Origin of the sequence: Candidatus Brachybacter algidus (assembly GCF_016707225.1) — a bacterium.
GTDB lineage: Bacteria > Bacteroidota > Bacteroidia > Chitinophagales > Saprospiraceae > Parvibacillus > Parvibacillus algidus.
This window is the reverse complement of record NZ_JADJID010000001.1, coordinates 391545-416342: the sequence shown is the minus strand read 5'-3', so window position 1 is coordinate 416342 and position 24798 is coordinate 391545. Positions and strand designations below refer to the sequence as shown.

General features: G+C 36.0%; 19 protein-coding genes. 6 read left to right on the top strand and 13 right to left on the bottom strand.

Annotated elements, in window-relative coordinates; all coding sequences use genetic code 11:
* Positions 1-85 precede the first annotated feature (85 nt).
* The 11 genes from IPI15_RS01705 to mutL form a co-directional block, all read right to left on the bottom strand.
* Positions 86-721 carry a methyltransferase domain-containing protein gene (locus tag IPI15_RS01705; protein ID WP_287402815.1) on the bottom strand — a complete coding sequence of 212 codons (636 nt, stop codon included), beginning with the start codon at positions 719-721 and terminating at the stop codon, positions 86-88.
* Positions 722-724: 3 nt separating this feature from the next.
* On the bottom strand, positions 725-1573 hold the full coding sequence (locus IPI15_RS01700) for a UbiA prenyltransferase family protein (RefSeq protein WP_287418979.1): 849 nt from the start codon (positions 1571-1573) through the stop codon (positions 725-727).
* A gap of 330 nt (positions 1574-1903) precedes the next feature.
* Positions 1904-3559, bottom strand: a complete 1656-nt coding sequence (locus IPI15_RS01695) for a SusE domain-containing protein (protein ID WP_287418977.1) — start codon at positions 3557-3559, stop codon at positions 1904-1906.
* A 14-nt stretch (positions 3560-3573) separates the two neighbouring features.
* A complete protein-coding gene (locus tag IPI15_RS01690) occupies positions 3574-4416 on the bottom strand; it encodes a SusE domain-containing protein (protein ID WP_287418976.1) in 843 nt (280 codons plus the stop codon).
* A gap of 21 nt (positions 4417-4437) precedes the next feature.
* Positions 4438-6051 (bottom strand): RagB/SusD family nutrient uptake outer membrane protein, encoded by a 1614-nt coding sequence (locus IPI15_RS01685; protein WP_287418974.1) that lies wholly within the window; start codon positions 6049-6051, stop codon positions 4438-4440.
* Positions 6052-6069: 18 nt separating this feature from the next.
* Complete coding sequence (locus IPI15_RS01680; protein ID WP_287418973.1) at positions 6070-9024, bottom strand: SusC/RagA family TonB-linked outer membrane protein; 2955 nt, start codon at positions 9022-9024, stop codon at positions 6070-6072.
* 615 nt (positions 9025-9639) lie between these two features.
* Positions 9640-10380, bottom strand: coding sequence for a tRNA pseudouridine(55) synthase TruB (gene truB / locus IPI15_RS01675; RefSeq protein WP_287402805.1), 741 nt, complete (start codon positions 10378-10380; stop codon positions 9640-9642).
* Positions 10381-10424: 44 nt separating this feature from the next.
* The gene (locus tag IPI15_RS01670; protein ID WP_287402802.1) at positions 10425-11483 is read right to left on the bottom strand and encodes an endonuclease/exonuclease/phosphatase family protein; all 1059 of its coding nucleotides are present in this window, start codon (positions 11481-11483) and stop codon (positions 10425-10427) included.
* 1 nt (position 11484) lies between these two features.
* Positions 11485-12390, bottom strand: a complete 906-nt coding sequence (locus tag IPI15_RS01665; protein WP_287402800.1) for a rhomboid family intramembrane serine protease — start codon at positions 12388-12390, stop codon at positions 11485-11487.
* A gap of 45 nt (positions 12391-12435) precedes the next feature.
* Complete coding sequence (locus IPI15_RS01660; RefSeq protein WP_287402799.1) at positions 12436-13035, bottom strand: rhomboid family intramembrane serine protease; 600 nt, start codon at positions 13033-13035, stop codon at positions 12436-12438.
* 3 nt (positions 13036-13038) lie between these two features.
* A complete protein-coding gene (mutL, locus tag IPI15_RS01655) occupies positions 13039-14880 on the bottom strand; it encodes a DNA mismatch repair endonuclease MutL (protein WP_287402796.1) in 1842 nt (613 codons plus the stop codon).
* 267 nt (positions 14881-15147) lie between these two features.
* Here mutL and IPI15_RS01650 point away from each other — a divergent pair, with 267 nt between their 5' ends.
* Positions 15148-15801 carry a hypothetical protein gene (locus IPI15_RS01650; protein WP_287402793.1) on the top strand — a complete coding sequence of 218 codons (654 nt, stop codon included), beginning with the start codon at positions 15148-15150 and terminating at the stop codon, positions 15799-15801.
* Between the two features lie 677 nt (positions 15802-16478).
* Here IPI15_RS01650 and IPI15_RS01645 read toward each other — a convergent pair.
* Positions 16479-17078 carry a porin family protein gene (locus IPI15_RS01645; protein WP_287418972.1) on the bottom strand — a complete coding sequence of 200 codons (600 nt, stop codon included), beginning with the start codon at positions 17076-17078 and terminating at the stop codon, positions 16479-16481.
* Between the two features lie 271 nt (positions 17079-17349).
* On the opposite strand from IPI15_RS01645, the gene glgP reads away from it, so the two are divergent.
* Together glgP and IPI15_RS01635 are read left to right on the top strand one after the other, a co-directional pair.
* Positions 17350-19008, top strand: coding sequence for an alpha-glucan family phosphorylase (gene glgP / locus IPI15_RS01640; protein WP_287402790.1), 1659 nt, complete (start codon positions 17350-17352; stop codon positions 19006-19008).
* A gap of 116 nt (positions 19009-19124) precedes the next feature.
* Positions 19125-20411 (top strand): asparagine synthetase B, encoded by a 1287-nt coding sequence (locus IPI15_RS01635; RefSeq protein ID WP_287422768.1) that lies wholly within the window; start codon positions 19125-19127, stop codon positions 20409-20411.
* Between the two features lie 424 nt (positions 20412-20835).
* Here the strand turns inward: IPI15_RS01635 and cdaA are convergent, their stop codons facing one another.
* A complete protein-coding gene (cdaA, locus tag IPI15_RS01630) occupies positions 20836-21606 on the bottom strand; it encodes a diadenylate cyclase CdaA (protein ID WP_287402784.1) in 771 nt (256 codons plus the stop codon).
* A 297-nt stretch (positions 21607-21903) separates the two neighbouring features.
* Here cdaA and IPI15_RS01625 point away from each other — a divergent pair, with 297 nt between their 5' ends.
* The 3 genes from IPI15_RS01625 to IPI15_RS01615 all read left to right on the top strand — a co-directional run bounded on the left by IPI15_RS01625 (position 21904) and on the right by IPI15_RS01615 (position 24682).
* Entirely contained in the window at positions 21904-22767 is an 864-nt protein-coding gene (locus IPI15_RS01625; RefSeq protein WP_287402782.1) for a hypothetical protein, read from the top strand.
* A 6-nt stretch (positions 22768-22773) separates the two neighbouring features.
* On the top strand, positions 22774-23355 hold the full coding sequence (locus tag IPI15_RS01620) for a MiaE family protein (RefSeq protein WP_287402779.1): 582 nt from the start codon (positions 22774-22776) through the stop codon (positions 23353-23355).
* Positions 23356-23443: 88 nt separating this feature from the next.
* Positions 23444-24682: a PDZ domain-containing protein gene (locus IPI15_RS01615; protein ID WP_287418970.1), complete on the top strand. Its 1239-nt coding sequence runs from the start codon at positions 23444-23446 to the stop codon at positions 24680-24682.
* Positions 24683-24798 lie beyond the last annotated feature (116 nt).

Here is a 24798-nt window from a genome sequence, read left to right as displayed (position 1 = left end):
TTCAAATTTTATGAAGATAAAATGGATCTCGAAAATAGGATCGTGGAAAAATTAAATTAAACACAAAATCTCAGTGGTTCATATTTCATTGTAAAACTTTACGATAAGTAAGACTCACAATAAAATTTTTAAAGTACAAGTTTTTTTCTATCAATACATATGAATGTGCATCAAAAACCGACTCCATTTCTACAAGCTTATAATTACCAAGATTACTTGTCAAATTAAAAAATAAATACATGATCTTTAACATAATGGATTTCCACCAAATCCCTTTATTTGATGAAAGTGTAAAGTCATTTTGAAACCACAATCCATTGTTTACCAATAAATTGTCCAATTTTGTGAATACGCAGATTGCCTTGTTTTCAGGGAAATTGTCGAAAAAAAATGAAGTAATGATGATGTCAAAACTTTTATCAGTTTCGAAATCTAGAATATCCTGACAAACAAATTCAATTATATTACTTCCTCGATTGCGCGTCTCGGCGATTTCGATCATTTTCTGAGAAGAGTCTAAATATAGAATCTGAATTCCCCTTGGCATTCTAATACTTATTTCATCCAAAATCTTTCCCGATCCACCACCGCATATGAGTATATGCTGATTGTCACTAAGGTTTTTCAATTGTTCTATTTGCCCTAATAATTGAGACCTATTGAAAACCAGTTTGCTTAGCATGTCATAAATTGGTGCAATCTTATCGTAATTCGCTTTCATATGTTATCTGGTTAATAATACCCCCAATATTCCACATAGGGCTTTGACTAGAATGACTCCATCGATGACAATCAAGTAATAAAATATGCTATGCCTTCGCAACATTGAAAATGCAATGGCAAGAGTTAATAAAAATGGGATCAGATTAAAGGAAAACTGGATGATAGAAAACTGTTTTATAAGGGAAAAAAAACAAAAAGAAATCAGGCCAGCTAGAAGAAGTGGCACAATAATAAAATAGATTGTTCTTCTAAGCCCGAATGAAACGACAAAAGTTCTAAGGTATAAGTTTGAATCACTTGGATAATCCTTGATATCAAACATGATTGCATTCACGGTGCAAAACAACCAATTTTTAATAAATAGCCAAACCCACAGATCGGTATGGAAATAATCTTGCCCAGTTTCGATCCGCAACATGATTAATGGGAATATATTAGCGCAGCACGCCCAAACAAAACCAATAATAAAAGCTTTTGTCCAACCACTATTTCTCAAATTAAATCCAAATAATTTCTTTGAAATCAGTCCATAATAGAATATGCCAACAAAGAGCACACCAAAGCCTATTGAATAGTAAATGAGAGGTAATCTAATGATTTCATTGAAATGCTTAAAAATTAGAAAAGAAAATATGCCGATACATAATATAATCATTCCTACTTGACTCCAATGAACGAGTTTCTTATTTTCACGAAACCATCTAGTCCTTTGATTGGCTATAGGTGTAGAATCGTTGATACTTTTATAGGCATAGGTGTAATAAATCACAGGTGCCAGAAAAAGACCGATATAATATACCGTCTCATTTAATGGGAGACCTAGTTGGAAGGCCATTTCTATGCTCAACATAACAGCAAGAATTCCAACAAAATAATTGCCGAAAAAAATGAAGTTGACCGATCTTTGGTATGTATTTATTAGAGTAAGAAATTAACTTGATTTATATATAATCTTTTTGGAATTAGCTTTATTAAAGTAATAGTTCTTTAAGAGATAGTACATTTTCTAAAGCAAAGCAAGGAATTACTTGATTGAAAGTTATTTTAGTAAAAGCTATTTATTCCACTAAAAACTTTCATAAAGTATTCTTTTCAGCAACAATATAATCTTATTTCAAGAAATAAAAAAGCTAGGCTATCTTACGACAACCTAGCTAATAATTTAACTAACAATCAAATATTAATTCTTTATCACAGTATATGTGTAACCCAAAGGTTCTAAATTCATAACTATTGTATAGTTTCCTGCCTCTGCTACAGGGATGTTTGCACCACCTCCTTCAAGGCTGCCGTTGGTATCATTGTCACCGAAGTTGTAATCCCAGTTATGATTAGCGCGGAATTTAATCTCACCGGCTGTAAGGTCTCCTGTCCATGTCCATGAATAATTACCTAACTTCGACATAGCAGTTTCATCATCCCAACCTCCCGGGCTGGCACTTCCGATTACTCCCCAGTCCATTTTCAATGATGTCCATTTTCCGGTTGTGAAATCCACATTGATCCTGTAGAAGCCTTCATCCGTTACTTTTGCATTACTTTCACCTTCTTGGATTACTCCACCGCTTCCATCATCACCCCAGTCTCCTGCCCAATCCTGGACTTGAAGAAACTTAAATTCACCATTGGCGGTAATAGGAGTATAAATTTCAAACACTCCGTCAGCTAACTTCATAAAAGGTGCAGAATTTGGTGGCGTCCAACCTGCAGGAACACCTCCTCCAACTAAGTATAGTTGTTCAGGGAATTTACTTTCAGTAATTTTGGCTGTATTAGCCCCAAGATTTATTTCCACCCGATACTTACCATCAGTAGGAATTTTTAGATTTCCTCCATTATAAGCTATTTGAAATGCTTTACCAACTTCAAAAGTTTCACCTTCTGCAATTCCCCAATTGACGTCCCAGCTACCTGGTACCATTCTGAATTTGATCTCTTTATCTCCAATCAAATTGGTGATCAATGAGAAATTACCATTGCCATCATTATTCATCGGAACATCCATATCCCAGCCAAGAGCGCCATCGCCGATGATATTCATTGTAGTAGCTACATTATAAACCGTCATAGTATTATTATTAATATCCACTTCAATTAAATATGCTGCTCTACCTGTGCCATCTAACGTTTTGAAGTTGGCTCCTCCAAGTTTCAATGCCATTGGTACTCCTAATTCAAATGCAACTCCATCAGCTATACCCCAATTGATATCCCAAGAACCTGCATCACGTCTTAATTTGAACTCCTGACCATAATTCAGCTCAACAACTCCGGTAAATTTCTTGTTTCCAATAAAATTCAAAGGAACATCTGTGTCCCATCCAAGTGCTGCCTCACCAATGATGTTCATGGTAGTAGCATCAATGGAAGTCGCAGGGCCTTTATAGGCAGTCATCTTTACATCAGCTACATTAGAGAAATAACGCTCATTGTTATTCTTATAGGAAGAAACTACACGCACTTCCATGTCGTGAGTCTCATCATATAAGTAACCAAATCCTGCTAAAATTGTATTCAATTCACGAGCAGTAAATGCACGTGTAAATGCACCAACAACAGTGGTTTGGCTTGCATTGGCAAATGCCTGACCTTTCTCTGCAATCTCAATAACGAATTTGTAATTCGCCTCAGCAGTAGCATAACCTGGATTGGTCCAATTCAAAGTCAATACTACATTATCTGAATCTGAAGCAGGTGGCTTCACATCCGCAGAAGAACTGGTAAGGACTACTGCCTTACCATCACCGAATGTCTCCAGGTCATCAAATTTTTTACACGAGGTAAAAAATATTCCAAGACAAGCGGTCAAGAAAATTAAATTATATATTTTTTTCATGTTCATTTGATTGTTTAAATTTTAGTAACTGTGTATTTACCGCGTTGGAAATCATAGACAAACTTGTATGTTCCTGCTGTAGCCGGACCAAGTACATCTTCTCCATTCTCTTTGAAATCACCACCATTTACAGCATTAGGGTCATTTTTGATAGCTATTCCATATTGAATACCCCAATCACCTCTGGTTGCGATTAATTTATAGCTTCCTCCTGCTACTACATCCATTGTCAATTCGAAGACAAACTCTGATACTTTGGTAAATTCCTGATTTAAAGGCACCGTCTCAGGCATTCCTGCAGTTTGCCAGTTACCCGGCGTTGCAGATCCTGTTATAAACAATTGACCTGTAGATGGAGGATTGACTTTAGGCGGTATTTTGTATGGCGTTGCTGTCGCTTGAACTGAATTAGAAGCTAATTTTGTCAAAGTAGCATTATTAACAGAAGCCACTACTCGCATTTCGAGGGTATGAGATTGACCAGGTCTAAGTTGCAATTGGTTCAACATATAGTTATTCAGATCAGAAACCTTGATCTTTGTACCTAAGTCTCCAGGAAATACGATAGTCTGTTTAAAAGGATTTGTAAAATTAGCTCCTAATGTATCGATCTCCAGATTATAAACCACATTATGTGAACTCCTTCCTGTATTAAATTTAAAATCAGGGTTGGTCCAATCCAATTTAATACCAATATTGTCGGCATTGGCAAAACTCATATCTACTGCATCAGTAGAACTGGTGAGTACGGGAGCTGTGCCCCCTAAAAACTCTGCTTTCACTTCATCTTTTTCACAACTGGATAGAAATCCCATTGTAAATAAAGCAAGGCAGATAAAATTAAATATATTTTTCATTTGATAATTTTTTAATTAAAATTAATAACCTGCATTTTGAGTAAGATTCTTATTGGCAGAAAGGTTGCTACTTGGTATAGGATAAAGATTAAACTTACTATCAACCGCAGTACCTGAACTAACACCTCCTTTCCAGGGCCATAAATAAGTACTGGTAGTCAATTGATCATATCTGACCAGGTCAGTTCTCCTATGTCCTTCCCAATATAATTCACGTCCTCTTTCATCAAGTAATGACTGAAGCGTCATATCACTTGATGACCATTGTCCGGCATTCGAGCCTCCATATGCTCTTGATCTGATATTATTGACATATTGAAGTGCAGTTCCTGCATCTCCACCTGTGCCACCTCTTAATACAGACTCCGCGTATATCAGATACATTTCAGACAATCTGAATACTGCAAAATCAGCATCTACGAATTCTTTAGAAGGATCAGAAGTAACACCTCCATCAGATCTAACATTTACAAACTTCGCTACATGAAGACCATTTTTAAAATCACCAATATCAGGTATTGCAATCTGAGATTCTGACGTACCAAAAGCCGATGTAGTGAACAATGCTCTCTGATCACTATCTCCGGATAGATCAGAAAACAAGTTAGCTAGGCCTTTAGTAGCTCTGTAACCACCCCAACCGGAACCAACACCATAAGCTGAAGCATCATCTCCACAAGCAGCGTGCACAAGAAAAGTAGTGTTTCCATAAGATTTAGTTCTCAGACCGTCACAATTAATAGCAAAGATAAATTCGTTCCTTTGTTTATCATTATCAGCCATGAATAATTTAGCATAGCCAGGTTGTAAGGTATATCCTGCATCTATCACTTTTTGGCTATAAGTAATAGCCTCAGTATATTTAGCATTTCCTGTGTATACCTTTGCATTCAAATACATTCTGGCGAGCAATGCCCATGCTGCTGCCTGATCTACTCTACCATACTCAATAGTATGTGCAGGAGCTAACTTGCTATCAATATCTTTCAGTTCTGATTCAATATAATTGAACAAATCAACTCTACTGATTTCTTTTGGAAGGTTAGTTCCAATAAGATCTTCCTCAGTAATAAAGGAGGACTTCCCAAAAAGATCCATCATCACCCAATAGTTGAATGCTCTAAGAAATCTAGCTTCAGCTCTTGAATTTGCAATATCAGCAGCCTCAGCACCTGAAATTCCTCTAGCGGAAACCTTTTCATCAGTAGATTCTCTTAAGTATTCATTGATCAATGTAATGTTATAAATCGGTCGAGCATACATGCCCAAGACGAAAACATCACTTGACGTTACTTTTAAATCGTGAAAGTCTTTAATCGTTTGGTCATTCCATGCCACAACGGCCTCATCTGTAGGCAATTCCTGATGGTTGAAAAAGTTACGGATAAAACCAACCTGTGATCCTTCATCAAGACCACCTCCTATATCAGGAGATCCGGCAGGACCGGTATTACCTGAAATAGACAAAGTAGCATATATCTTTGCTAGAACAGATTTATATCCGGCAGCTGTTGAATAAGCCTTTTCGGGTGTTACATCATTGACCGGAGCCAAGTCGAGTTTGTTAGCACATGATGCTATTAATAAACTCAGTAACAAACCTGAAAAAATATATTTTAAATTAATTTTTTGCATTTTTTGTTGTTTATAAAATTAAAAATCCAGGTTGATGCCGAATGAATACACTCTAGGTCGAGGGTAAATATTGTTATCTATTCCTCTATCATCTGATAGTTCAGGATCAAGCCCTTTGTACTTTGTAATAATAAATACGTTTTGAATGCTCGCATTGATTTTCAAAGATGCTTTATCTTTCAAAATACTTCCAATGTTATAACCTAAGTTAATATTATCCAATCTGAAGAAAGATGCATTCTGAATGTAGTAATCAGAAAGGAACTGATTATTTGCAAAGGATGTCTCGCTATAATCTGTAGAAGCGTTACCGATAAAGTTCAGAGGATTTTGGATATTCCTAAGTGTACCAGTATTTGATCCTACATTATTATAAACATAATTATTGAAAGAAGCATGACCGGCTAGTCCGACAGAAAATCTGTTTAAAATAACCTGAGTGCTTACACCCAATAACACATCCGGAGCAGGTTTAGTATATAAATATCTGTCTTTATCATCTAAAACACCATCGCGGTTTTTATCTTCATAAAGCCCTTCTATAGGCGCTCCTGTAGCAGCATCATATACTTGTTTATATACAAAGAATGTATATGGAGAATAACCAACTTCAAATTTACCTACTGTATTACCTGTACCACCACTGATGTTAGAAACATTGATCCCTTCAAAAGAAGCATCTTGATTTCTAAGTAAGTTTGTGATCTTGGATTCATTATATGTAATGTTAAATCCTAAATTCCAGATCAGCCCCTGACGTAATACCGGTGTTGTGTTTAAAGTAAATTCAACACCTTTGATCTCCATATTACCGACATTCGTCAATAATGAAATGTCAAAGTTTGAACCCGGTGCAACTGGAACTACGCTCAACAGATCTTTGGTTTTTTTCTGGAAGAAGTCCAATGAACCTGAGATTCTGTTATCTGCGAAACCAAAGTCTAAACCTAGGTTAGTAGTAGCTGTAGTCTCCCATTTGATATTCGAATCATATGCTCCTGGACGTAAAAATGAGTAGTATGCATCACCAAACTGATACTGAGCGGTACTTTGACTTGCTGAATAAGTTGGAAGATATGAATAATACGATCCGATGTCCTGCTGTCCTGTGATTCCGTACCCAAATCTAAGTTTCAGGTCTGAAACTACATTGGATTGGCTGAAGAATTCTTCACGTAGTTTCCAAGCTGCAGCGACAGCCGGGAAGTATCCAACTCTGTTTTCTTTTGAGAATTTGGAAGAAGCATCACTTCTGATGGATGCTGTCAACAAATATTTATTGAAAAACGAGAGATTGACCCTACCGAAATAAGATTCCAATCTGTATTGTGGTTTATCTGTCTTAAATGTAGGCGTCGTCCCTAAAATAAGTGAATCTCCAGCCACAGAATAAGAAGGATAATTATTGATATTAGTATAAAAATCCTGATAGCTATGTCCTCCTAATAAATCAAATGTAAAGTTTTTACCTATTGATTTTTCGTAAAATAAAGAAACATCCAATAGTGTATTACTCTTTCCTTGTTTGTATTCTGAAGACCTACCACCTGTCAGATAGTTAGAAGCCATGAGCGGGCTAAAAACATCTTTACCGCTACCTTCAGCTTTATCCATTCCTGCATTGACAAGTACATGAAGGTCAGGAAAGAAATGTAATTTATAATCCAACTGGACATTTCCAATGAAACGGTTCACCGTAGAATTATTATCTCTCAACTCCAATAATGCCAATGGATTACGAGTAGCGAGGGGAGAAGCTGTATTTTCGTTTTGAAGCCATTCATAATAACCTCCGAATTTATTTTCTGCATACACAGGCTTAGTTGGGTCAAACGATACTGCTGAACCGATAGCGCCCTCATCTGCGAAAACGTTTTTGGTTTGCATGCCTCTCACTGCTATGTTTACTTTCAAATGATCGTCTAAGAAGGAAGGTGTAAGATTTAAACTACCTGATAATCTTTTAAAATTATTTGTTTTTAAGATACCATCCTGATTAAGATAACCTACTGATGCACGGAAAGGAATATTACCGACAGTTCCTCCTACACTTAAGTTGTTATCATTACCGAAGGCATTTTGGTAAATCTGATCTTGCCAGTCAGTATTAGCAGTGCCTAAAAGAGGCACGTAAATAGGACTATTAATGTCAGTAACAATCTTTCGAATTTCGTCTCCAGTATAAACATCCACTTTTTTAGCAATTGTACCTAGAGAAACCTGCGTGTTAAAATTGAATTGAAGCTTTCCTTTTTGTCCTTTTTTAGTTGTGATGATTATCACACCATTGGAAGCTCTTGAGCCGTACAAGGCTGTGGCTGAGGCATCTTTTAGAACTGAAATAGATTCAATATCATTTGGATTGATAGTATTCAGAAAATTGGCAGATCCTGCAACCTGATTGCCATCTACTGGGATGCCATCTATTACTATAAGAGGATCATTGTTGGCATTTAATGAAGCGCCACTTCTGATTCGAAGTTTGCTTCCACCACCTGCAGCTCCTCCGCCACTTGTGACCTGAAGACCGGCTACTTTTCCGACCAATAACTGATCAGAAGAAACGATATTTCCTTTTTGAAAGTCTTTGGTAGTCACTGAGGTAACTGAACCAGTCAGATCTTCCTTTCTCCGTGTTCCATATGCTACCACTACTACTTCATCAAGAACTTTTGTATCCTCCTGAAGGGTAAAATTTGCATTAACCGATCTTCCGGTAAGGTCGACAACCAATACCTGAGAAAGGAAACCAACATAAGAAACAGTCAGTGAAGCGGTCGTTCCTGTCAAACCTTCAAGTTTGTAGTTCCCTTCAAAATCTGTAACTGTACCTTGACTAGTACCTGTCAATAAAACTGTTGCTCCGATTACCGGTTCTCCCTTACTGTCTTTAACTGCACCTTCGACAGTGCTTTGACCTTGTAGAAAAGAAAAGGTAAAAAGTGCAAGCATTGTAAATAAACATTGCTTCATACGTTAAACTTTTGCTTTATAAATTTATTGTCCCAAAAATAAAATCTATAATGTGTAAATTGTACACATTACTATATGCGAAGGTAAGTTAGATTAACTTATTATTAAAATAATATGATGAGTTTTTAAAAATAAAATTTAACTTAAATCAAAATCCATAAACTTATATACTCCATAAAAAAATTCTTGAGCAATAATGTATTGATAAATACAGGATTAAGAATTATAAATTCGTTTAACCCGAATAATATTTGCAAGATAGGCGTTTGAATATGCTGTTATACCTAAAGATTCGAAAGATTAGACATTTATCGGTGAAGCTCAATAGATAATTTGGTTAGTGTTTTTTAACACTATGTTATAATAAAAGCTAAAGAACTCTTCGATGATACAATAGCTTGAAATAATGACTTAGTCTTATTCTCACAATAGGATAAGGAATTACTAATGAAGCTACAACCGAAATCTTTATATGGTCATTTTTAATTCAATTTTTTATTGGTCAGAATTTTAGAAATGCGGCCAATGCGCTGGTGACATGCATTAAAGGTCATTGAGCCATATGCGAGCTCTAAATGCCGTCAGATTTCTTTGAGCCATCAGACGACAAGTCTTTCACAAATCCTTTGGCATTTGGCTAATCTTAAACTCATCTAAAAAATCTTGCAATACCCAGGCATCATCATTAGAATATGAACCAATACCTGCACGGTGTAGCGATTTTAAATAGGCTCCACTTCCAAGCGCTAAGCCAATATCATAAGCAAGAGATCGTATGTAAGTCCCCTTTGAACAATTTACTTCAAATCCTAAATCGGGAAAACTTGAAGTGTCAAAACTCAAACTATTAATAGTAATTGCTCTTGGCTCTAACTTGGCATCAATTCCTTTTCTTGCAAGGTCATAAGACCTCTTTCCATCTTTCTTTATTGCAGAGAAAATAGGGGGTTGCTGCATGATAGGTCCCAAAAATTGCTTCCTCACAATTTCGATCATTTCTTCATTAATATGATCAATTGGATAAGTCGTATCCGGCTCACTTTCAAGATCATAAGTAGGAGTGGTCTCCCCTATTCTGATCGTTCCAGTATATATCTTTTCCTGAGCCTGAATGTCATCAATCCTTTTTGTGAATTTACCTGTACAAATGATCAATAGACCAGTAGCAAGTGGATCAAGCGTACCGGCATGCCCAACTTTTAGTTTCCTAACATCGAAATATCTGCATAACGCAATTCTTACTCTATTGACTACGTCAAAGGAAGTCCAATTTAAAGGTTTGTCGAACAATAACATTTGTCCCTCCTGGAACACTTCCAATCTTTTGTCTATTAATAACCTTGTGGTTTCTTCCATGGATATATTGAATTGTGTAGGGTGCTGAAATCTATAATTAAATCTTACTGAAAAAGTAAGGTAGTAGTAATTGGATAATGATCAGAAAATTGCCGGCGATAAATATCGTGGCTTATCACGTTTACTGAGGGATCGGCAAGTATATAATCAATCTTTAATCCTGGTAAATTTCCAGCCCATGTAGTGCCAAAACCAATACCGCGTTCTTTAAAAGTATCTTTCATACCTTCAGAAAGAACATGGTAAATGAAAGACTGAGGCGTATCGTTAAAATCTCCGCAAATGACTACAGGATTGGGTGAGCTTTCCATATGTTTCTTTATTTTCTTTGCCTGCTCGTATCTTACCCTAGTAGCAAATTTATATTTCTGAAACATTCCTTCGACACCTTTTATTGTTTTATTCTTTTCAATATTATCTATTTTTATCAACGTGTCTGCCTGAATACTTATAGTGTTTGAATGTAGATGCACACTATAAAATCGAATGATCTTCCCATCCAAATTGATATCTGCCCAGACACAATCACCATTTCCTTTGTCGAATTTGACGACACCGCTATTATCTATTGGAAAAACACTTAGAATGGCTGTATTGCTGTTATAACCCGGATATCTGCAATAATATGGATAAGCCATTGAAGATTGAAGGAATTTTATGTTAGGCATTGTAGATTCCTGCACACAAAGAATATGGGGCAATTTATTCTCCTCCATGAAGAAGGCAAACTTCTCCTTATTTTCCTTTGGGCTTTTTGTTGGATAATTGGCAAGTTTAGATAGCGCTCTAATATTGTAAGACATTACTCTGATCGCTTTATCATCAGGATCAGAACTCTGCGGCAATTTGAGACCAATGATTCCACTAAATGCATTCCAACCCATCGCAATTACCAGCAACGATATAAGGGCAAACCATCGTTTCCTGAGCAACCAAAAAACAGAGAAAAACAAATTAATAAAGATCATAAATGGGAACATCAATCCTAGAATTCCGAACTGCCAGTATTTATAAGGGTTGATTACTGGTGCAAAATATGAAAGCAATAGACCCATAGCGGCTATTATATTCAAAACCAATAAGATCCTTCTAAAATACTTCAACTTACGATTTACTAATTTTTTCTAAAAAGTTAAGCTCCTCCTGTGTGAGACTTTCCTTCCCTGTTTTTTTTATTTTCTCGAGGATAAGGTCTAGCTGATATTCCGATCTGATATCCTTATTGAACTGAGCCTTGAGTTCATGCTTTTTTACAGTATCAAATATGCTAATTATTTTTGATTTCTCATTTTTTCTTCTCTTTTTGATTACTGTGTTTCGATTTTTCCTATGGAATATCCAAGAAGGGTCTCTACCTGTCCTTAGTATAAATATAAATAGGAATCCTGTCAATGCTCCACCTATATGTGTAAGTGAATTTCCAATATTGGTGCTTGCCGAAATACTAATTACATTGATGAAAAGCAATACAAGTACTATGTATTTTATCCTCACAGAACCTATTAGTATCAATCTCATCATATAGTCAGGAGCCAAGGTGGCAGCAGCAAATAGTATCGCCATAACTGAAGCAGAAGAACCAGGCACCATAAATCCTGATATACTGCCAATAGGAAAAATATACAAACATAATACAGCAAAAAGTCCACCAAAAAAAGCTCCATAGAAGTAAATAGGAAATATCCTTCTATCCCCGATAAGGTCACCAGCGATAGCTCCAAACCAATACAAAAGCAACATATTAAAAAGAATATGTAACAGGCCTTCATGAACAAAACTATAAGTAAAGAGGCTCCATGGCTGGTACATCAATTGTCCAAAAGACGTTGGAAGAGTAATCCAATTTGTAAAAAGATAATAAATATTGGAATCACCTCCATTGACAGTGGTAATTATTATTTTTGCCAATAACAGAGCAATAAATACTGCACAATTAATCAGAATGATCTTTGTCAGCGTATTCCCTCTGGTCAGCTCATATCTTATATCTTTAAAAACCGAATCGAACATCTTTGATTATAAATATTGATGATGCATTTTGTTAAATACGGTTACTTACCTGTATAATTCTCCACGAGATTTCCAATAGTAAGTGATTGCCAAGCCAGTCAAAGCACCGCCAATATGCCCAAAATTGGCAATATTTCCCACGTGTCCAAATCCCATGACAAGATCACTTACAAAGTAAAAAGCAGCTAAATACTTCATCTTTACAGGTATAGGAGGAAACAATAATTGTACAGTCATATTTGGAGAAACCATAGCCGTTCCGATCAGACAACCCATGACAGCTCCTGAAGCACCGAGCATCGAGACCATATTAATATAATCTCCCGCTGTAAAATACCAGAATACCCACTGTAATAAAAATGAACCCACTCCGCAGATCAGGTAATATTTTAAAAACTTTCCTTCTCCCCATACTGATTCGATCAAAGTTCCAAAGAAATACAAACCAAACATATTGAAAAAGAGGTGGGAAAAATTAGCATGCATAAAGAGGTGTGAAAGAGGCTGCCAAAATCTAAAATTTTCAGAAGTATAAAAATAAAGGTTCATCATCGCCCCATAATCTGGAAAAAGAACATTGCAAAAAACGTACATAATGACGTTCAGAATGATTAACTGCTTTACCACATTCGTGATCTGTAACATACGCTATTTAAATTTTAAAAAATTTTCTATTTCATTAATGGTATAGATGCCAAAGCACCTTTGTCCCTTGTGATCAAAGGCTGGATCCTTGCATGCGAATAGCTGATCCACCAGATCCTGCATCTCCCTGTTCTTGAGCTCGCTCCCTCGTTTGATGGCATAATTGTCAGCATAGGTCATCGCCATCAAATGATGAAAATCAATATCAGGTTCGATCTCATTTTGTACTGTTTCTATGATCTCGTCAAACCAGTGCTCAAGATTGACACCTTCTTCCAGAAAAGATGGGTAGCCGTGAATTGTAAAATTAGACTGCTCAACCACTTCAATATCAAATCCTACATTAATTAGCTTATCAAGAATTGTTTTTAATATATCAGCCTTTACAACATCAAGCTTTAATGTAGTTGGAAATAAATCTGTCTGAGTAAAAACAGTAGCTTCATTTGTTCTGGAATAGTACCTTTCAAATAAAATACGCTGATGTGCATGCTGTTGGTCAATGATCATTAGACCAGATTTTACTTGAAAAATTATATAAGATTTGTGAAGCTGAATATAAGTCCGGTCGCTAAACTCATCTTTGTAGGGGTTACTTTTTGTTTCCGTTTCATTAATACTGCTGTTAAATACTAGTGCTTGATTGGACGGCTGAGACGGATTAGAGTCAATGCTTATATTTTCATAAAGATCTTTCCATCTACCCGCATTCTCCTTATAAAAATCACCAGGAATTCTATAATTTTCTTTAGGTCTTGATGGTGAATCATGCAATGGTACGTGCGGTGATCGTTGTGTATTATTCCATGCTGAAGCCAGATGCTGGTCTTTCTCAAAATCAATAGCGGGTGCGACAAGGTTGAATGACAATGTATGTTTGACAGCTGATTTTAAATAATTATAAATCAGGTGCTCATCTTCAAATTTAATCTCTTGCTTAGTCGGATGCACATTGACATCGATGCTAGAAGGATCGATTTGCAGAAAAATCACATAAAAAGGAAAGCTGTCTGAAGATATTATCTTATCAAAAGCTGAAACAATAGCATGATTTAGCAGTGCACTTTTAATAAATCTGTTATTTACAAACAGATATTGATCTCCTCTTGTTTTTCTGGCTTGCTCAGGTGTACCTACCAGCCCGGAAATTTTAAGTTTGTCAGTGATCTCTTCTACCGCCAATAGTCTTTTCGACAAATCATTCCTGAAGACACTTACCACTCTCGACTTCAGGGTAGCAGCCTCCAGGTGGTGTATAAGTTCGTCATTGTGAACAAGTTGAAATTTGATGTGTGGATGAGACAATGCCAATCTGTTGAACTCTTCGTAAGCATGCTTTTTTTCAACATCATTGGATTTCAGAAATGTTCTTCTGGCCGGAATATTAAAAAATAAATTTTTTATTGCAATTGAAGTACCGACAGGCGCTTGCACTGCTTCTTGTGAAATGATTTTATTGCCTTCTATTATTATCTTATTGGCTACTTCGTCTTCAGCTCTCTTGGTGATCATTTCTACTTGAGCTACAGCAGCGATCGATGCCAGTGCCTCCCCACGAAAGCCCATGGTCTGGATAGCAAAAAGGTCAGAAACAGAAGATAGCTTGGAAGTAGCGTGTCTCTCAAAACTCATTCTTGCATCCATTGGTGACATTCCCATCCCGTTGTCTGTAACGGCTATGAGTAATTTTCCACCATCTTTTAGGATCAATGATATGCTATCAGCTCCTGCATCAATTGCATTTTCCATCAACTCCTTGACTACAGATGCCGGACGCTGAACCACTTCGCCTGCAGCGATCTGGTTGGCAAGTACATCAGGCAAAAGCTTAATTCGGTCAGTCATGGATGTTAATTAGGACAACAAATGTAAATAAGATATATTAGTAAAAGAATAATCTTTAAATATTCATGGCATTTAAACTCAATAATCACAACTCATAAAACATTAATTTAATAGTTCTGCTAATTATAATTTGAACAATATAAAATAGAAGGAAACATTTGATCGATAAATTTTGTTTTGAGTTCTTACGCCAAGGATCTTCCAACTAGATGTTACTTAGATTCATAGTTGGCGTCTTATTATCATTCAATTAAAACTAAAATTAATATGAAACATATTTCCATCTTTTGCTTTTTTCTTTACTCTTATGCAGCTCAATGTCAGGTCTCCGAAGGTTTACGTTCCATGTCTCAGGGAAATAATAATGCTCTTGTAGTATCACTTGTAGGTGTTTCGCAGAACGATGCTGAGAAAATTTGGAAAAAATATATGGATGAATTTGGAGGTAAATCCAAATTCAATAAAAAATCAGGTGAGTTATATACTGACAATGCCAGTTTACCTACCATCAGTGAAAACACTGTAGATGTATATGGGAAGGCTGAAAAATTGGGTGATGACATCATATTTGCATCATGGTTTGATCTAGGTGGAGCATATCTTTCAAATGCAGCACATCCGGAAAGATATAAAGCCGGTTCAGACATTATGATTGGCTTTCTAAAAGAAATAGAAAGATTTAAAATCAGTGAGTCTTTAAAAGTAGAAGAACGTAAACTTGACAAGCTTAACGGCAATTTGAAAGATTTGGTAAGAACCAATGAAAGTCTTGCAAAAGACATTAAAAAGGCCGAAGAAAAAATTGCCGATGCTAAGCTTAAGATTGAACAAAATACAAAAGATCAAGCAGCAAAACAATCAGAAATTGATGCACAGAAAGCTCTTGTAGATGGTGTGAAATCAAATCTTGAAAAAATATAATATGTATTTTTAAAGAAATTATTTACGAATCGATATTCGTTTTTAAACCGAACTTTTGCTATTTAATATTTTCTATAAAACTAAGACTGATTTTTTATATTTCAGACTTTTAACATGAGTTGTCCAGATTTAATTTTTAGACTCTGATTTGTGCATTTGCTCAAAAATAAATATTATTAGCCACGAATAACACGAATGATGCTTTGCATCTAACACGAATTTATTCGTGCAATTATCTTCGATGCTGCTTATACGGTCCTGGCTAAAAAAATAAAGTTTTAATCTTTAACTTAAGTTTCGGGGTTGATTATGCCATTAATAATCAATAGTATAAATATATAACTATTAAAATATACAATGCCCTAAAGTATTGGTTGCTAAATAGTTAATTCAATTTTCGATTTTCTTCGATTTATTTAACTGGTTTCATTTGCTGTGCTCAACAATCGAAGTTTCCCCGCCTCCGTTGTACTTTGTCGGGCAAGCCCGCCGTCACTACTTTAGTCGGGAAAGCTTCTAATTTCAAATTTCTCCCTTAGATTGAGTAATAACATGTCTTTTAAAATATATTTATACCGTCGAAACTTTAGTTATATATATACATCTTGACATAAAATTGAACTTCCAAAAATTCAATTGATCTGTTTCCTCAATCCTTATTAAAAAGAGGCTTAAAACTATCTATTCACGCGCACCCCTACCGATAGAGTTAGTACATTATTAAAGGTATTATTAGGGTACAAGAGTGCAGGGACAGCACCTTTATCGAAGTATTTTAACATTCCTATCTCATAGTTAAGGTCAAATGTCAATGCACCCAGGTCGATACCTGTGCCCAATCTTATTCCTCCATTAATAGGACTTAAATTATCTTTATTTATAAATGAGTTGGCATCGACTTTTAAAACAAAGTTTGTTACAAAACCTCCATAGGCTCTTAACTTGAATAGATCGCTGTTAAAAATATTAAAGTTTCCAACTATAGGTACTTTTAGATAATGGACTGATATTTTATTGTCAATATCGGGGCTTTGTGAGCCACTGAATGCTAGCCCGTGTGTAGCGTAATGAATACCCGGAACAAATTGAAATCTGTCACCAAATCTAAAATCAGCACCGATATTGAAACCTCCTTTTGTTTTGGTTTTACCAACTGTAGGTTCGTCGGCAAGTCTTGAATAGTTAAATCCAATTTTAGGATTGATTGCTCTCTGAGCAGATATTTGTTGGCCAAATGAAATCAAAATAATAACAAGGACAAAACTTAGATTTTTCATATGAGAACTATTTATAATACAAATATAATAAAAATGTACTTATACTGACAGTAGTAATTCAGGCTACTATTAAAATTATATATTTTTTTTAATAATATGTTTGAGCATAAACTCTTTTTATGCGCCATTCATTTAATATTTCAGCTTAAAATTTCAAAAGATCATGTGGAGCTATAGGCTTCATTTTTATCTAATTCGCTGTATTAATTGAAATTACAGGCCATATTTAAATATATATTATAAATTTGCGCCTTCTTAAAAGAAAAAACCTATGAATTTATTTAAAAATTATACAATTCCATTCACTCCGGCCAAGGCCTATTCGACCAAAGTCGCTTATTTTTCAATGGAATTTGCTGTAGACCAATCGCTCAAAATTTTTAGTGGAGGCCTAGGTTTCTTAGCAGGATCGCATATGAGAAGTGCTTATGAGTTAGAGCAGAATATGATAGGTATCGGTATCCTTTGGAAATATGGTTATTACGACCAGGTTAGGGACCCTGACAATAAAATGGGGGTCATGTGGCAGCAAAAATCCTATAATTTTCTTCAAGATACCGGCATTCAATTCCAGATAACCATCAATGACCATCCGGTTTGGGTGAAAGCAATGTATCTTCCACCTGAAAGATTTGGCAGTGCACCATTATTCCTCTTGACCACAGATGTAAAAGAAAATGATTACCTATCTAAGACCATTACCAATTGTCTTTACGATTCTAATCCTGAAACGAAAATAGCTCAAAGCATAATCCTTGGTGTAGGTGGAGCGAAATTGCTGGACGAGATCAATTATGGTGCTGAAGTATACCATTTAAATGAAGCGCATGGCCTTTCAGCTGCTTTTTACCTTTATGCCAAAGATCATAATATTCAATCAGTTCGTGAAAAACTGGTGCTGACTACACATACACCTGTAGATGCAGGAAATGAGAAGCATAACATAGACCAATTGTTTAAAATGAGCTTTTTTCAAGATCTGACTTTAAAGGAAGTGAAAGAAATCTCAGGGATTAAAGGTGAAACATTTGACCATACACTCGTCGCCCTTAGAATGGCTAAAATGGCAAATGGTGTAAGTAAAATACATGGGGAAGTAGCCAATGAAATGTGGGGCAAATATGAAAATATTGCACCTATCATCAGCATTACCAATTCCCAAAATCATAATTATTGGGCTGATGAGAAACTAAATAATGCTGCAAATTCAAAGAATATTAAGGAATTTGATGCAAGAAAAAAGGAACTTAAAAAGAGACTTTTCATCAATCTGGCGGATCAAACAGGTAAATGGTTTGATCCAAACGTACTGACCATAGTCTGGGCAAGAAGATTTGCCGGCTATAAGAGAGCAGACTTAATCACAAGAGATATTGAACAATTTAAAGAAATCATCTGCAATGCCAAGATGCCTGTTCAGATTATTTGGGCGGGCAAGCCATATCCAAAGGACCAAGGCGCTGTGCAAATGTTTAATGACTTAGTTGTCTTTTGCTCCAATTATCCAAATGTGGCGATCATGACCGGTTATGAAATGAGGCTCTCTAAACTTTTGAAACAAGGTAGTGACGTTTGGCTAAACAATCCAAGAATACCTCAGGAAGCTTCCGGCACTAGTGGGATGACTGCTGCAATGAATGGATGTGTCAATCTTTCAACATGGGATGGTTGGATTCCGGAATTTGTGGAGCATGGCAAAAATGGTTTTGTAGTGCCTCCTGTTGATTATGAGAAGCTGAGCGAAGAGGAACAGGACAAAGCTGATATGGATAATCTGTTCAAAATAATTAAAGATGAGATTACTCCTCTATATTATAATGACCCAAAAGGTTGGTTCAAAGTGGTAGCAAGGGCAATGCAGGAAATATCGCCTGAGTTTGAATCCGGAAGAATGGCTAAAGAATATTACACTAAGCTTTATAAAAAATAAAGCCTTATTTTAACAAAGGATCACTGACTTTAAATAATTAACATTCACTTAGGAGGTGATACCGAACAAATTCGCTGTCTGTGTCGTTACATTCAGTATAATTAATATACTCAATAATGGCTCTAAGTAGACTTTTTATTATTCTATCGTTTCTTATTGGTAGCAATATAACAACTTTTGCTTCTTATATCTTTATTCCTATGAATGAAGATCAAACAGACCATCTCAAAGCCTACGGATTGGATTATTGGGTGCTGGAGCAAGGAGCCGAGACGTGGTGGTTATTAAATTATGAAGGAGGAAGCTTTGTATTGCCCAACAGCACCAGTATTGAGAAAGAATGCAAAGCAAGAGGAGTAAGTTATAAAGTCATAAGTGATGCAGCGTTCAACAGTATTCTGACTACCATCAATGATCCGGAAAATAATATGGAAGCTATAAAGATGGAAAAGGCACCCAGAATAGCTGTTTACACTCCTACTGTGAATGAACGAGGTGAAGAGATCAACCCTTGGGATGACGCGGTGACATTGGTGCTTACTTATGCAGAGATTCCATTTGATAAAGTGTACGATAGGGAGATTATAGAAGGCAAATTGACCAAATATGATTGGCTCCACTTACATCATGAGGATTTCACGGGACAATATGGTAAGTTTTATTCCAATTTTCGCGGAGCTACATGGTATAGAGAAAACCAAAAGAGGCAGGAAGATTTAGCAAAAAGTCTTGGTTTTGATAAAGTATCCAAGCTGAAGCTTGCAGTCACAGATGCTATCAAAGAATTCGTAGGTGGCGGCGGATTTATGTTTGCTATGTGCAGTGCTACAGATTCATATGACATAGCGCAAGCAGCTTCTACTACTGACATTTGCAGTGAAATGTTTGATGGGGATGGTCAGGATCAAGCTGCTCAGTCAAAGTTGAATTTTGATAAATGTTTCGCTTTTCAAAATTTCACACTTGTCACAGATCCAATGATCTACGAATTTTCAAGTATAGATACTGATCCTCGCAATAGAGCTGTAGAGCCGGAGAATGACTATTTTACATTATTTGATTTCTCCGCTAAGTACGATGCTATTCCAACTATGCTTACACAGAATCATACAAGAACTGTTAAGGCCTTCATGGGCCAGACCACAGCCTTCATGAGAAAATATGTGAAACCAAATGTATTGATCATGGGCGAGAACAAATCACTTGGCGAGGCCAAATATATTCATGGTGAATATGGTAGAGGACAGTGGACATTTTACGGAGGTCATGATCCTGAAGATTATGAGCATCGGGTGGGAGATCCTGCTACTGACCTTCACTTACACCCAAATAGCCCGGGTTATAGATTGATCCTCAATAATGTTTTATTCCCGGCAGCTAAGAAGCAGAAGCAGAAGACGTAGGAAAATGTTGAATGTTGGATGTTGAATTTTGAATTAGATATCAGTGATCAGAAATCAGAAATCATTATAAAAGGGAAGCTTACATATGGGCACATATTTTAGTCGAAGATTAAAATCTCTCCGTGAACTCTCTTAATTTTTTATGTTAGAAGTAATTTTCTATAAATCTTTAATTAAGAACGATAAGTAAAATTCTTTCTCTCTAACAAGTCTCAAATCTTCGTATTTCTTATCAATTTATATGTATGTATAATTTTGAATTAAATAGCCTCTGTGATAGAAAACTTCTTCAGTAATCAATAGCAACAAATACCCGGTTTCAACTGATCATTCTAATTTCTAAATTCTTACTTCTAATTTAAACCTGCATTACTTGGCAGAATTTTTCATTGTTCATTATTCATTGTCCATTATTAGTTACCTCCTACCCCATTGCCTCCCTAAGATACTGAAGAATCTTCTCTTCGTCGATGTTCATTTCTATGCGTCCTCTTTCAGTGTAAGACATCTTTCCCGTTTCTTCAGAAACGACAAAAGTCCTTGCACTGCTCATTTCGCTTATACCTAAGGCTGCCCTGTGACGGAGTCCTGCACTTGGAGGAACATTAATATTGTCAGAAACCGGAAGAATACAACTCGCCTTTAGGATTTTATCTTTCTGAATCAACATCGCACCATCATGGAGTGGAGATTCCTTATTGAAAATACTGAGGATCAATTGTTTAGTTACATTGGCGTTGATATCAATGCCGCTGTCCTCCAATCCAGGATAATTCAAATCGTCTACGATGACGATGAGCGCTCCAGTCCTATCCTTGGCCATTCTAACCATGGCGCTATGGATCTGTGTCACGACAGGATTTTCTTCCTGCTCTGTTCTTATGACTTTATTCAGAAATCGTTTGAAAAATGGAAAATTCCCTTTCATAGCATTGTTGCCAATTACTAATAAAAATTTTCTGATCTCGGGTTGAAAAATAATGACCACCGCGATCACTCCGACACTCACAAATTGCCCCAGTAAAGTTGAAAGTAGGTCCATTTTAAGCACTGTAACCAACCTCCAAGTAGCAAAGAGAAATATGACTCCTACAAAAATATAGATAGCGAGACTGCCTTTGAGCAACTTATATACCTTAAATATAATATATGCTACTATAAGTATATCTAGTAGATCCCATAAACGTATGGTCAAAAATCCTATTTCGAAGAGATGGTCTATGTGCCTTGGTTTTATTATGAATGCGAAAGTTCAAAAGTAATGACTTTTTGTGACAAAAATATTCTGAAGATATTATCGACCTCCATACCGGTCTTTATAGGTTGTATCTGCACAAATGTCAATGTTCTTTTATTAATAAATTAGTATGTTTGCGTTTCCAGATAATGGATAATAAGGTGTTTCAGATAATTTCCCTTTAGATCCGGCGTTTTACTTAACATGACATATATGATGGTCCATTTCTTCTGCCATTGCAAAAAATAAATAAGGATGAAGATTATAGCTTTTAAATTTATATCTCTTTCAATTTTATATTTCTTTATGTTGGCGCAAGCCTCCGGACAAGTGGTTGAAAAAAATAAAAGTGGAGAATTAATTGTCGTTTTTGATGATGGCTCATGGCGATATTATGAGGACAGTGATTCTATACTTCTTAAAGCTGCCGAACCTCTAAAAGAATCACGGAATCAGAGTGATGCAATCTCTGAACAAGTTATTGAAACGATGCCTTTAGACAATAATTCAAATCAGTCTCAAAAGTCAGAAAGCAAAAAAGCAAAAAATGACTCCAATAAAAAAGGCTCAAACACCAAAGCTGTCAAAGTAGTAGATGTCATGATGAATCCACCTGAATACAAATGCAACGTAATTTTTGCAGGAACAGATGAATATACTAAGAAAAAACGAATTGATTTACAAAAAGAGATCCTCTTTGATTACACAGACCCGGAAGTAGCTACCTATCTTAAGGGTAGATCATATGTAACTTGTGAGGCCAATTTTGTTGAATTTATAGGGGACATTAGAATATTAACATTAAAAATCACAGTGGCCAGCAGGATGGCAAGAGCGGAATATGGTTATTTGAATAGTAATACTCTCATGAGTGTCAAAATGCTCAATGGTGAGACGGTTACATTGTTCAGCAATGGAAGTGATGTGGGTCAGGTAGATAACAACAACAATCTAACTGTCTATAAAGCCAATTTTCCGGTTACCAGAGAAAATCAAAAGACCTTGATGAATTCACTCGTGGATAAAATTAAGATCGTGTGGTCCACTGGATATGAAGAATATTCTGTCACAAATATCGACTTTTTCTCAAACCAGATTCGCTGTCTGGACAATCAATAAAAAAGCATGTTAGGACTTAAATTACCGACTGACCCCAGATGGGCAGATTTGGCTGCCATCTCAGTGCAGGCAATACTTACGGATCATGCTTACTGCGAGCAAAAAGCTGCTATTTCAATGATCTCTTTGATCCAATCTTATCCTGAAGAGATCAGAGTAGTGGATGAATTAGCTCCGGTAGTTACAGAAGAATGGGGACATTTCAGAGCGGTATTGGCGATGCTAAAAAAAAGAGGATTACTTCTTGGACCACAGAGGAGGGATGATTATGTCAATAAACTTAAAGCATTTGAGCGTCATGGGGGCGACCGTCATAGCCAATTAGTAGAGAAGCTTCTCATATTTGCTTTGATAGAGGCCAGAAGTTGTGAACGATTCAGAGTACTTTCAGTACATTTGGATGATGATGAATTAAAAGAGTTTTATCATGGATTCATGGTCTCAGAAGCCGGTCATTACAGAATGTTTCTGGACCTTGCTCATCTCTTTGGCGAAAAAGAAGTGGTGAAAGCCAGATGGCAGGAATTTCTGGATTATGAAGAAACTATCATGAATGATCTTGCAGTGAGAGGAGATAGGATACATTGATCTGGATTGAATCCATGAGATTAAGATAATTTTCATAAGTCTATGTGAAAAAATTAAGACTTATATTGTGCTGCCAATCATGAATAGAATGCGTACAAATATTAATTTTGTTACTTATTTGGCTTTGAGCATATTCTTTTTGTTTTGCACAAATCTAAGTACGAATGCAGCCCCACCATCTGCAAAGCCTGAATTTATTATCCCTTTCGAGATACAAAACAATTTTATCATCCTTAATTTCAGGATCAATTCTACTGTCAACTTAAAATTTATTTATGACAGTGGGTCTGAGCACAGCTTATTCTTTGAAAAAGGTATTGCCGAATATCTACAGTTCAAATTTATCAGATCGATTCAGATCTTCGGTTCAGATCTTTCAATGCCCATCAATGCAACAGTAGCTTCAGGAATACATTTTGAAACAGAAAATAAGCAAGTATTAAAATCCGATATCATTGTTTTGGATGAAAATATTTTTAAACTGAACGAGTACTTTGGTATTGAGATCAGCGGTATCATTGGTAACAGTATGTTTAGAAATAAAATCATTGAACTTGATTATGACAAGTCGCTGCTTAAAATATATGCAATTGAGCAATTCAACCCGGAAAAGTTGAAATTCAAAGAAATTCCGTCTAAGTGGATCAAAGGCAAACCATATGTGCTCCCAGAAATCAGCACCACATTATCTCTGCCTCCATTTCCGACGACATTGCTTTTCGATACAGGCGCATCAATCGGACTGCTATTATATACCAACTTTCTGACCAAATCGGATATCCCGGATAAATTGCTTACTGGCGCAATGGGCATGGGGCTAGGCGGACCAATCGAAGGATATATTGGCAGAATAGATAATATAATTATGGAGGACTTTAAATTTGATAATGTTATTACCCATTACCAAAAACTAGACTCTTCAAAACTCAACATCGATGAGTCTGACAAACACGGTATCATGGGCAATGCACTCATATCGCACTTTAATGTGGCACTTGATTTCTCCAATCAAAAGCTCTATCTTAAGAAAAATAGTACCTCCAACAAAAAAATGGATGTTGACAGGAGCGGCCTATTCATCATCGCTACCGGAACAAACCTTGATGAATATGTGGTAAAAGATGTCATAAAAGGTTCAGCTGCAGAAGATGCCGGAATTCTACCCGGTGATATAATCCATCGATTCAATGGTCTCACAATCAGAATATTTACTTTATCTGATTTAAATTCACGATTGTCAAGTAGCCGAAAAAAGAAAATTAAAATGGTCCTGATCAGGGATGGTGTTAAAATGAAGAAGACGATTTATTTGAGGGATGTGATATAGGTAATTGTTCGTCCTTTGGATTTCACAAATATAAATGACATTCTCTAAATCACAAATGGTTCAAAATCAACGACTTTAGAATTTTAGAAAAAAAGATTTTGAAAATACATCACAGA

What these genes read in the sequence shown, in the direction of transcription:
- IPI15_RS01665 (WP_287402800.1), bottom strand. Translation starts at nt 12,390, where the DNA reads ATGTTCGATTCGGTTTTTAAAGATATAAGATATGAGCTGACCAGAGGG.
- IPI15_RS01660 (WP_287402799.1), bottom strand. Translation starts at nt 13,035, where the DNA reads ATGTTACAGATCACGAATGTGGTAAAGCAGTTAATCATTCTGAACGTC.
- IPI15_RS01615 (WP_287418970.1), top strand. Translation starts at nt 23,444, where the DNA reads ATGCGTACAAATATTAATTTTGTTACTTATTTGGCTTTGAGCATATTC.
- IPI15_RS01680 (WP_287418973.1), bottom strand. Translation starts at nt 9,024, where the DNA reads ATGAAGCAATGTTTATTTACAATGCTTGCACTTTTTACCTTTTCTTTT.
- IPI15_RS01700 (WP_287418979.1), bottom strand. Translation starts at nt 1,573, where the DNA reads ATGTTGAGCATAGAAATGGCCTTCCAACTAGGTCTCCCATTAAATGAG.
- IPI15_RS01690 (WP_287418976.1), bottom strand. Translation starts at nt 4,416, where the DNA reads ATGAAAAATATATTTAATTTTATCTGCCTTGCTTTATTTACAATGGGA.
- IPI15_RS01620 (WP_287402779.1), top strand. Translation starts at nt 22,774, where the DNA reads ATGTTAGGACTTAAATTACCGACTGACCCCAGATGGGCAGATTTGGCT.
- IPI15_RS01705 (WP_287402815.1), bottom strand. Translation starts at nt 721, where the DNA reads ATGAAAGCGAATTACGATAAGATTGCACCAATTTATGACATGCTAAGC.
- IPI15_RS01695 (WP_287418977.1), bottom strand. Translation starts at nt 3,559, where the DNA reads ATGAAAAAAATATATAATTTAATTTTCTTGACCGCTTGTCTTGGAATA.
- mutL (WP_287402796.1), bottom strand. Translation starts at nt 14,880, where the DNA reads ATGACTGACCGAATTAAGCTTTTGCCTGATGTACTTGCCAACCAGATC.
- IPI15_RS01645 (WP_287418972.1), bottom strand. Translation starts at nt 17,078, where the DNA reads ATGAAAAATCTAAGTTTTGTCCTTGTTATTATTTTGATTTCATTTGGC.
- IPI15_RS01685 (WP_287418974.1), bottom strand. Translation starts at nt 6,051, where the DNA reads ATGCAAAAAATTAATTTAAAATATATTTTTTCAGGTTTGTTACTGAGT.
- IPI15_RS01650 (WP_287402793.1), top strand. Translation starts at nt 15,148, where the DNA reads ATGAAACATATTTCCATCTTTTGCTTTTTTCTTTACTCTTATGCAGCT.
- IPI15_RS01635 (WP_287422768.1), top strand. Translation starts at nt 19,125, where the DNA reads ATGGCTCTAAGTAGACTTTTTATTATTCTATCGTTTCTTATTGGTAGC.
- glgP (WP_287402790.1), top strand. Translation starts at nt 17,350, where the DNA reads ATGAATTTATTTAAAAATTATACAATTCCATTCACTCCGGCCAAGGCC.
- IPI15_RS01625 (WP_287402782.1), top strand. Translation starts at nt 21,904, where the DNA reads ATGAAGATTATAGCTTTTAAATTTATATCTCTTTCAATTTTATATTTC.
- truB (WP_287402805.1), bottom strand. Translation starts at nt 10,380, where the DNA reads ATGGAAGAAACCACAAGGTTATTAATAGACAAAAGATTGGAAGTGTTC.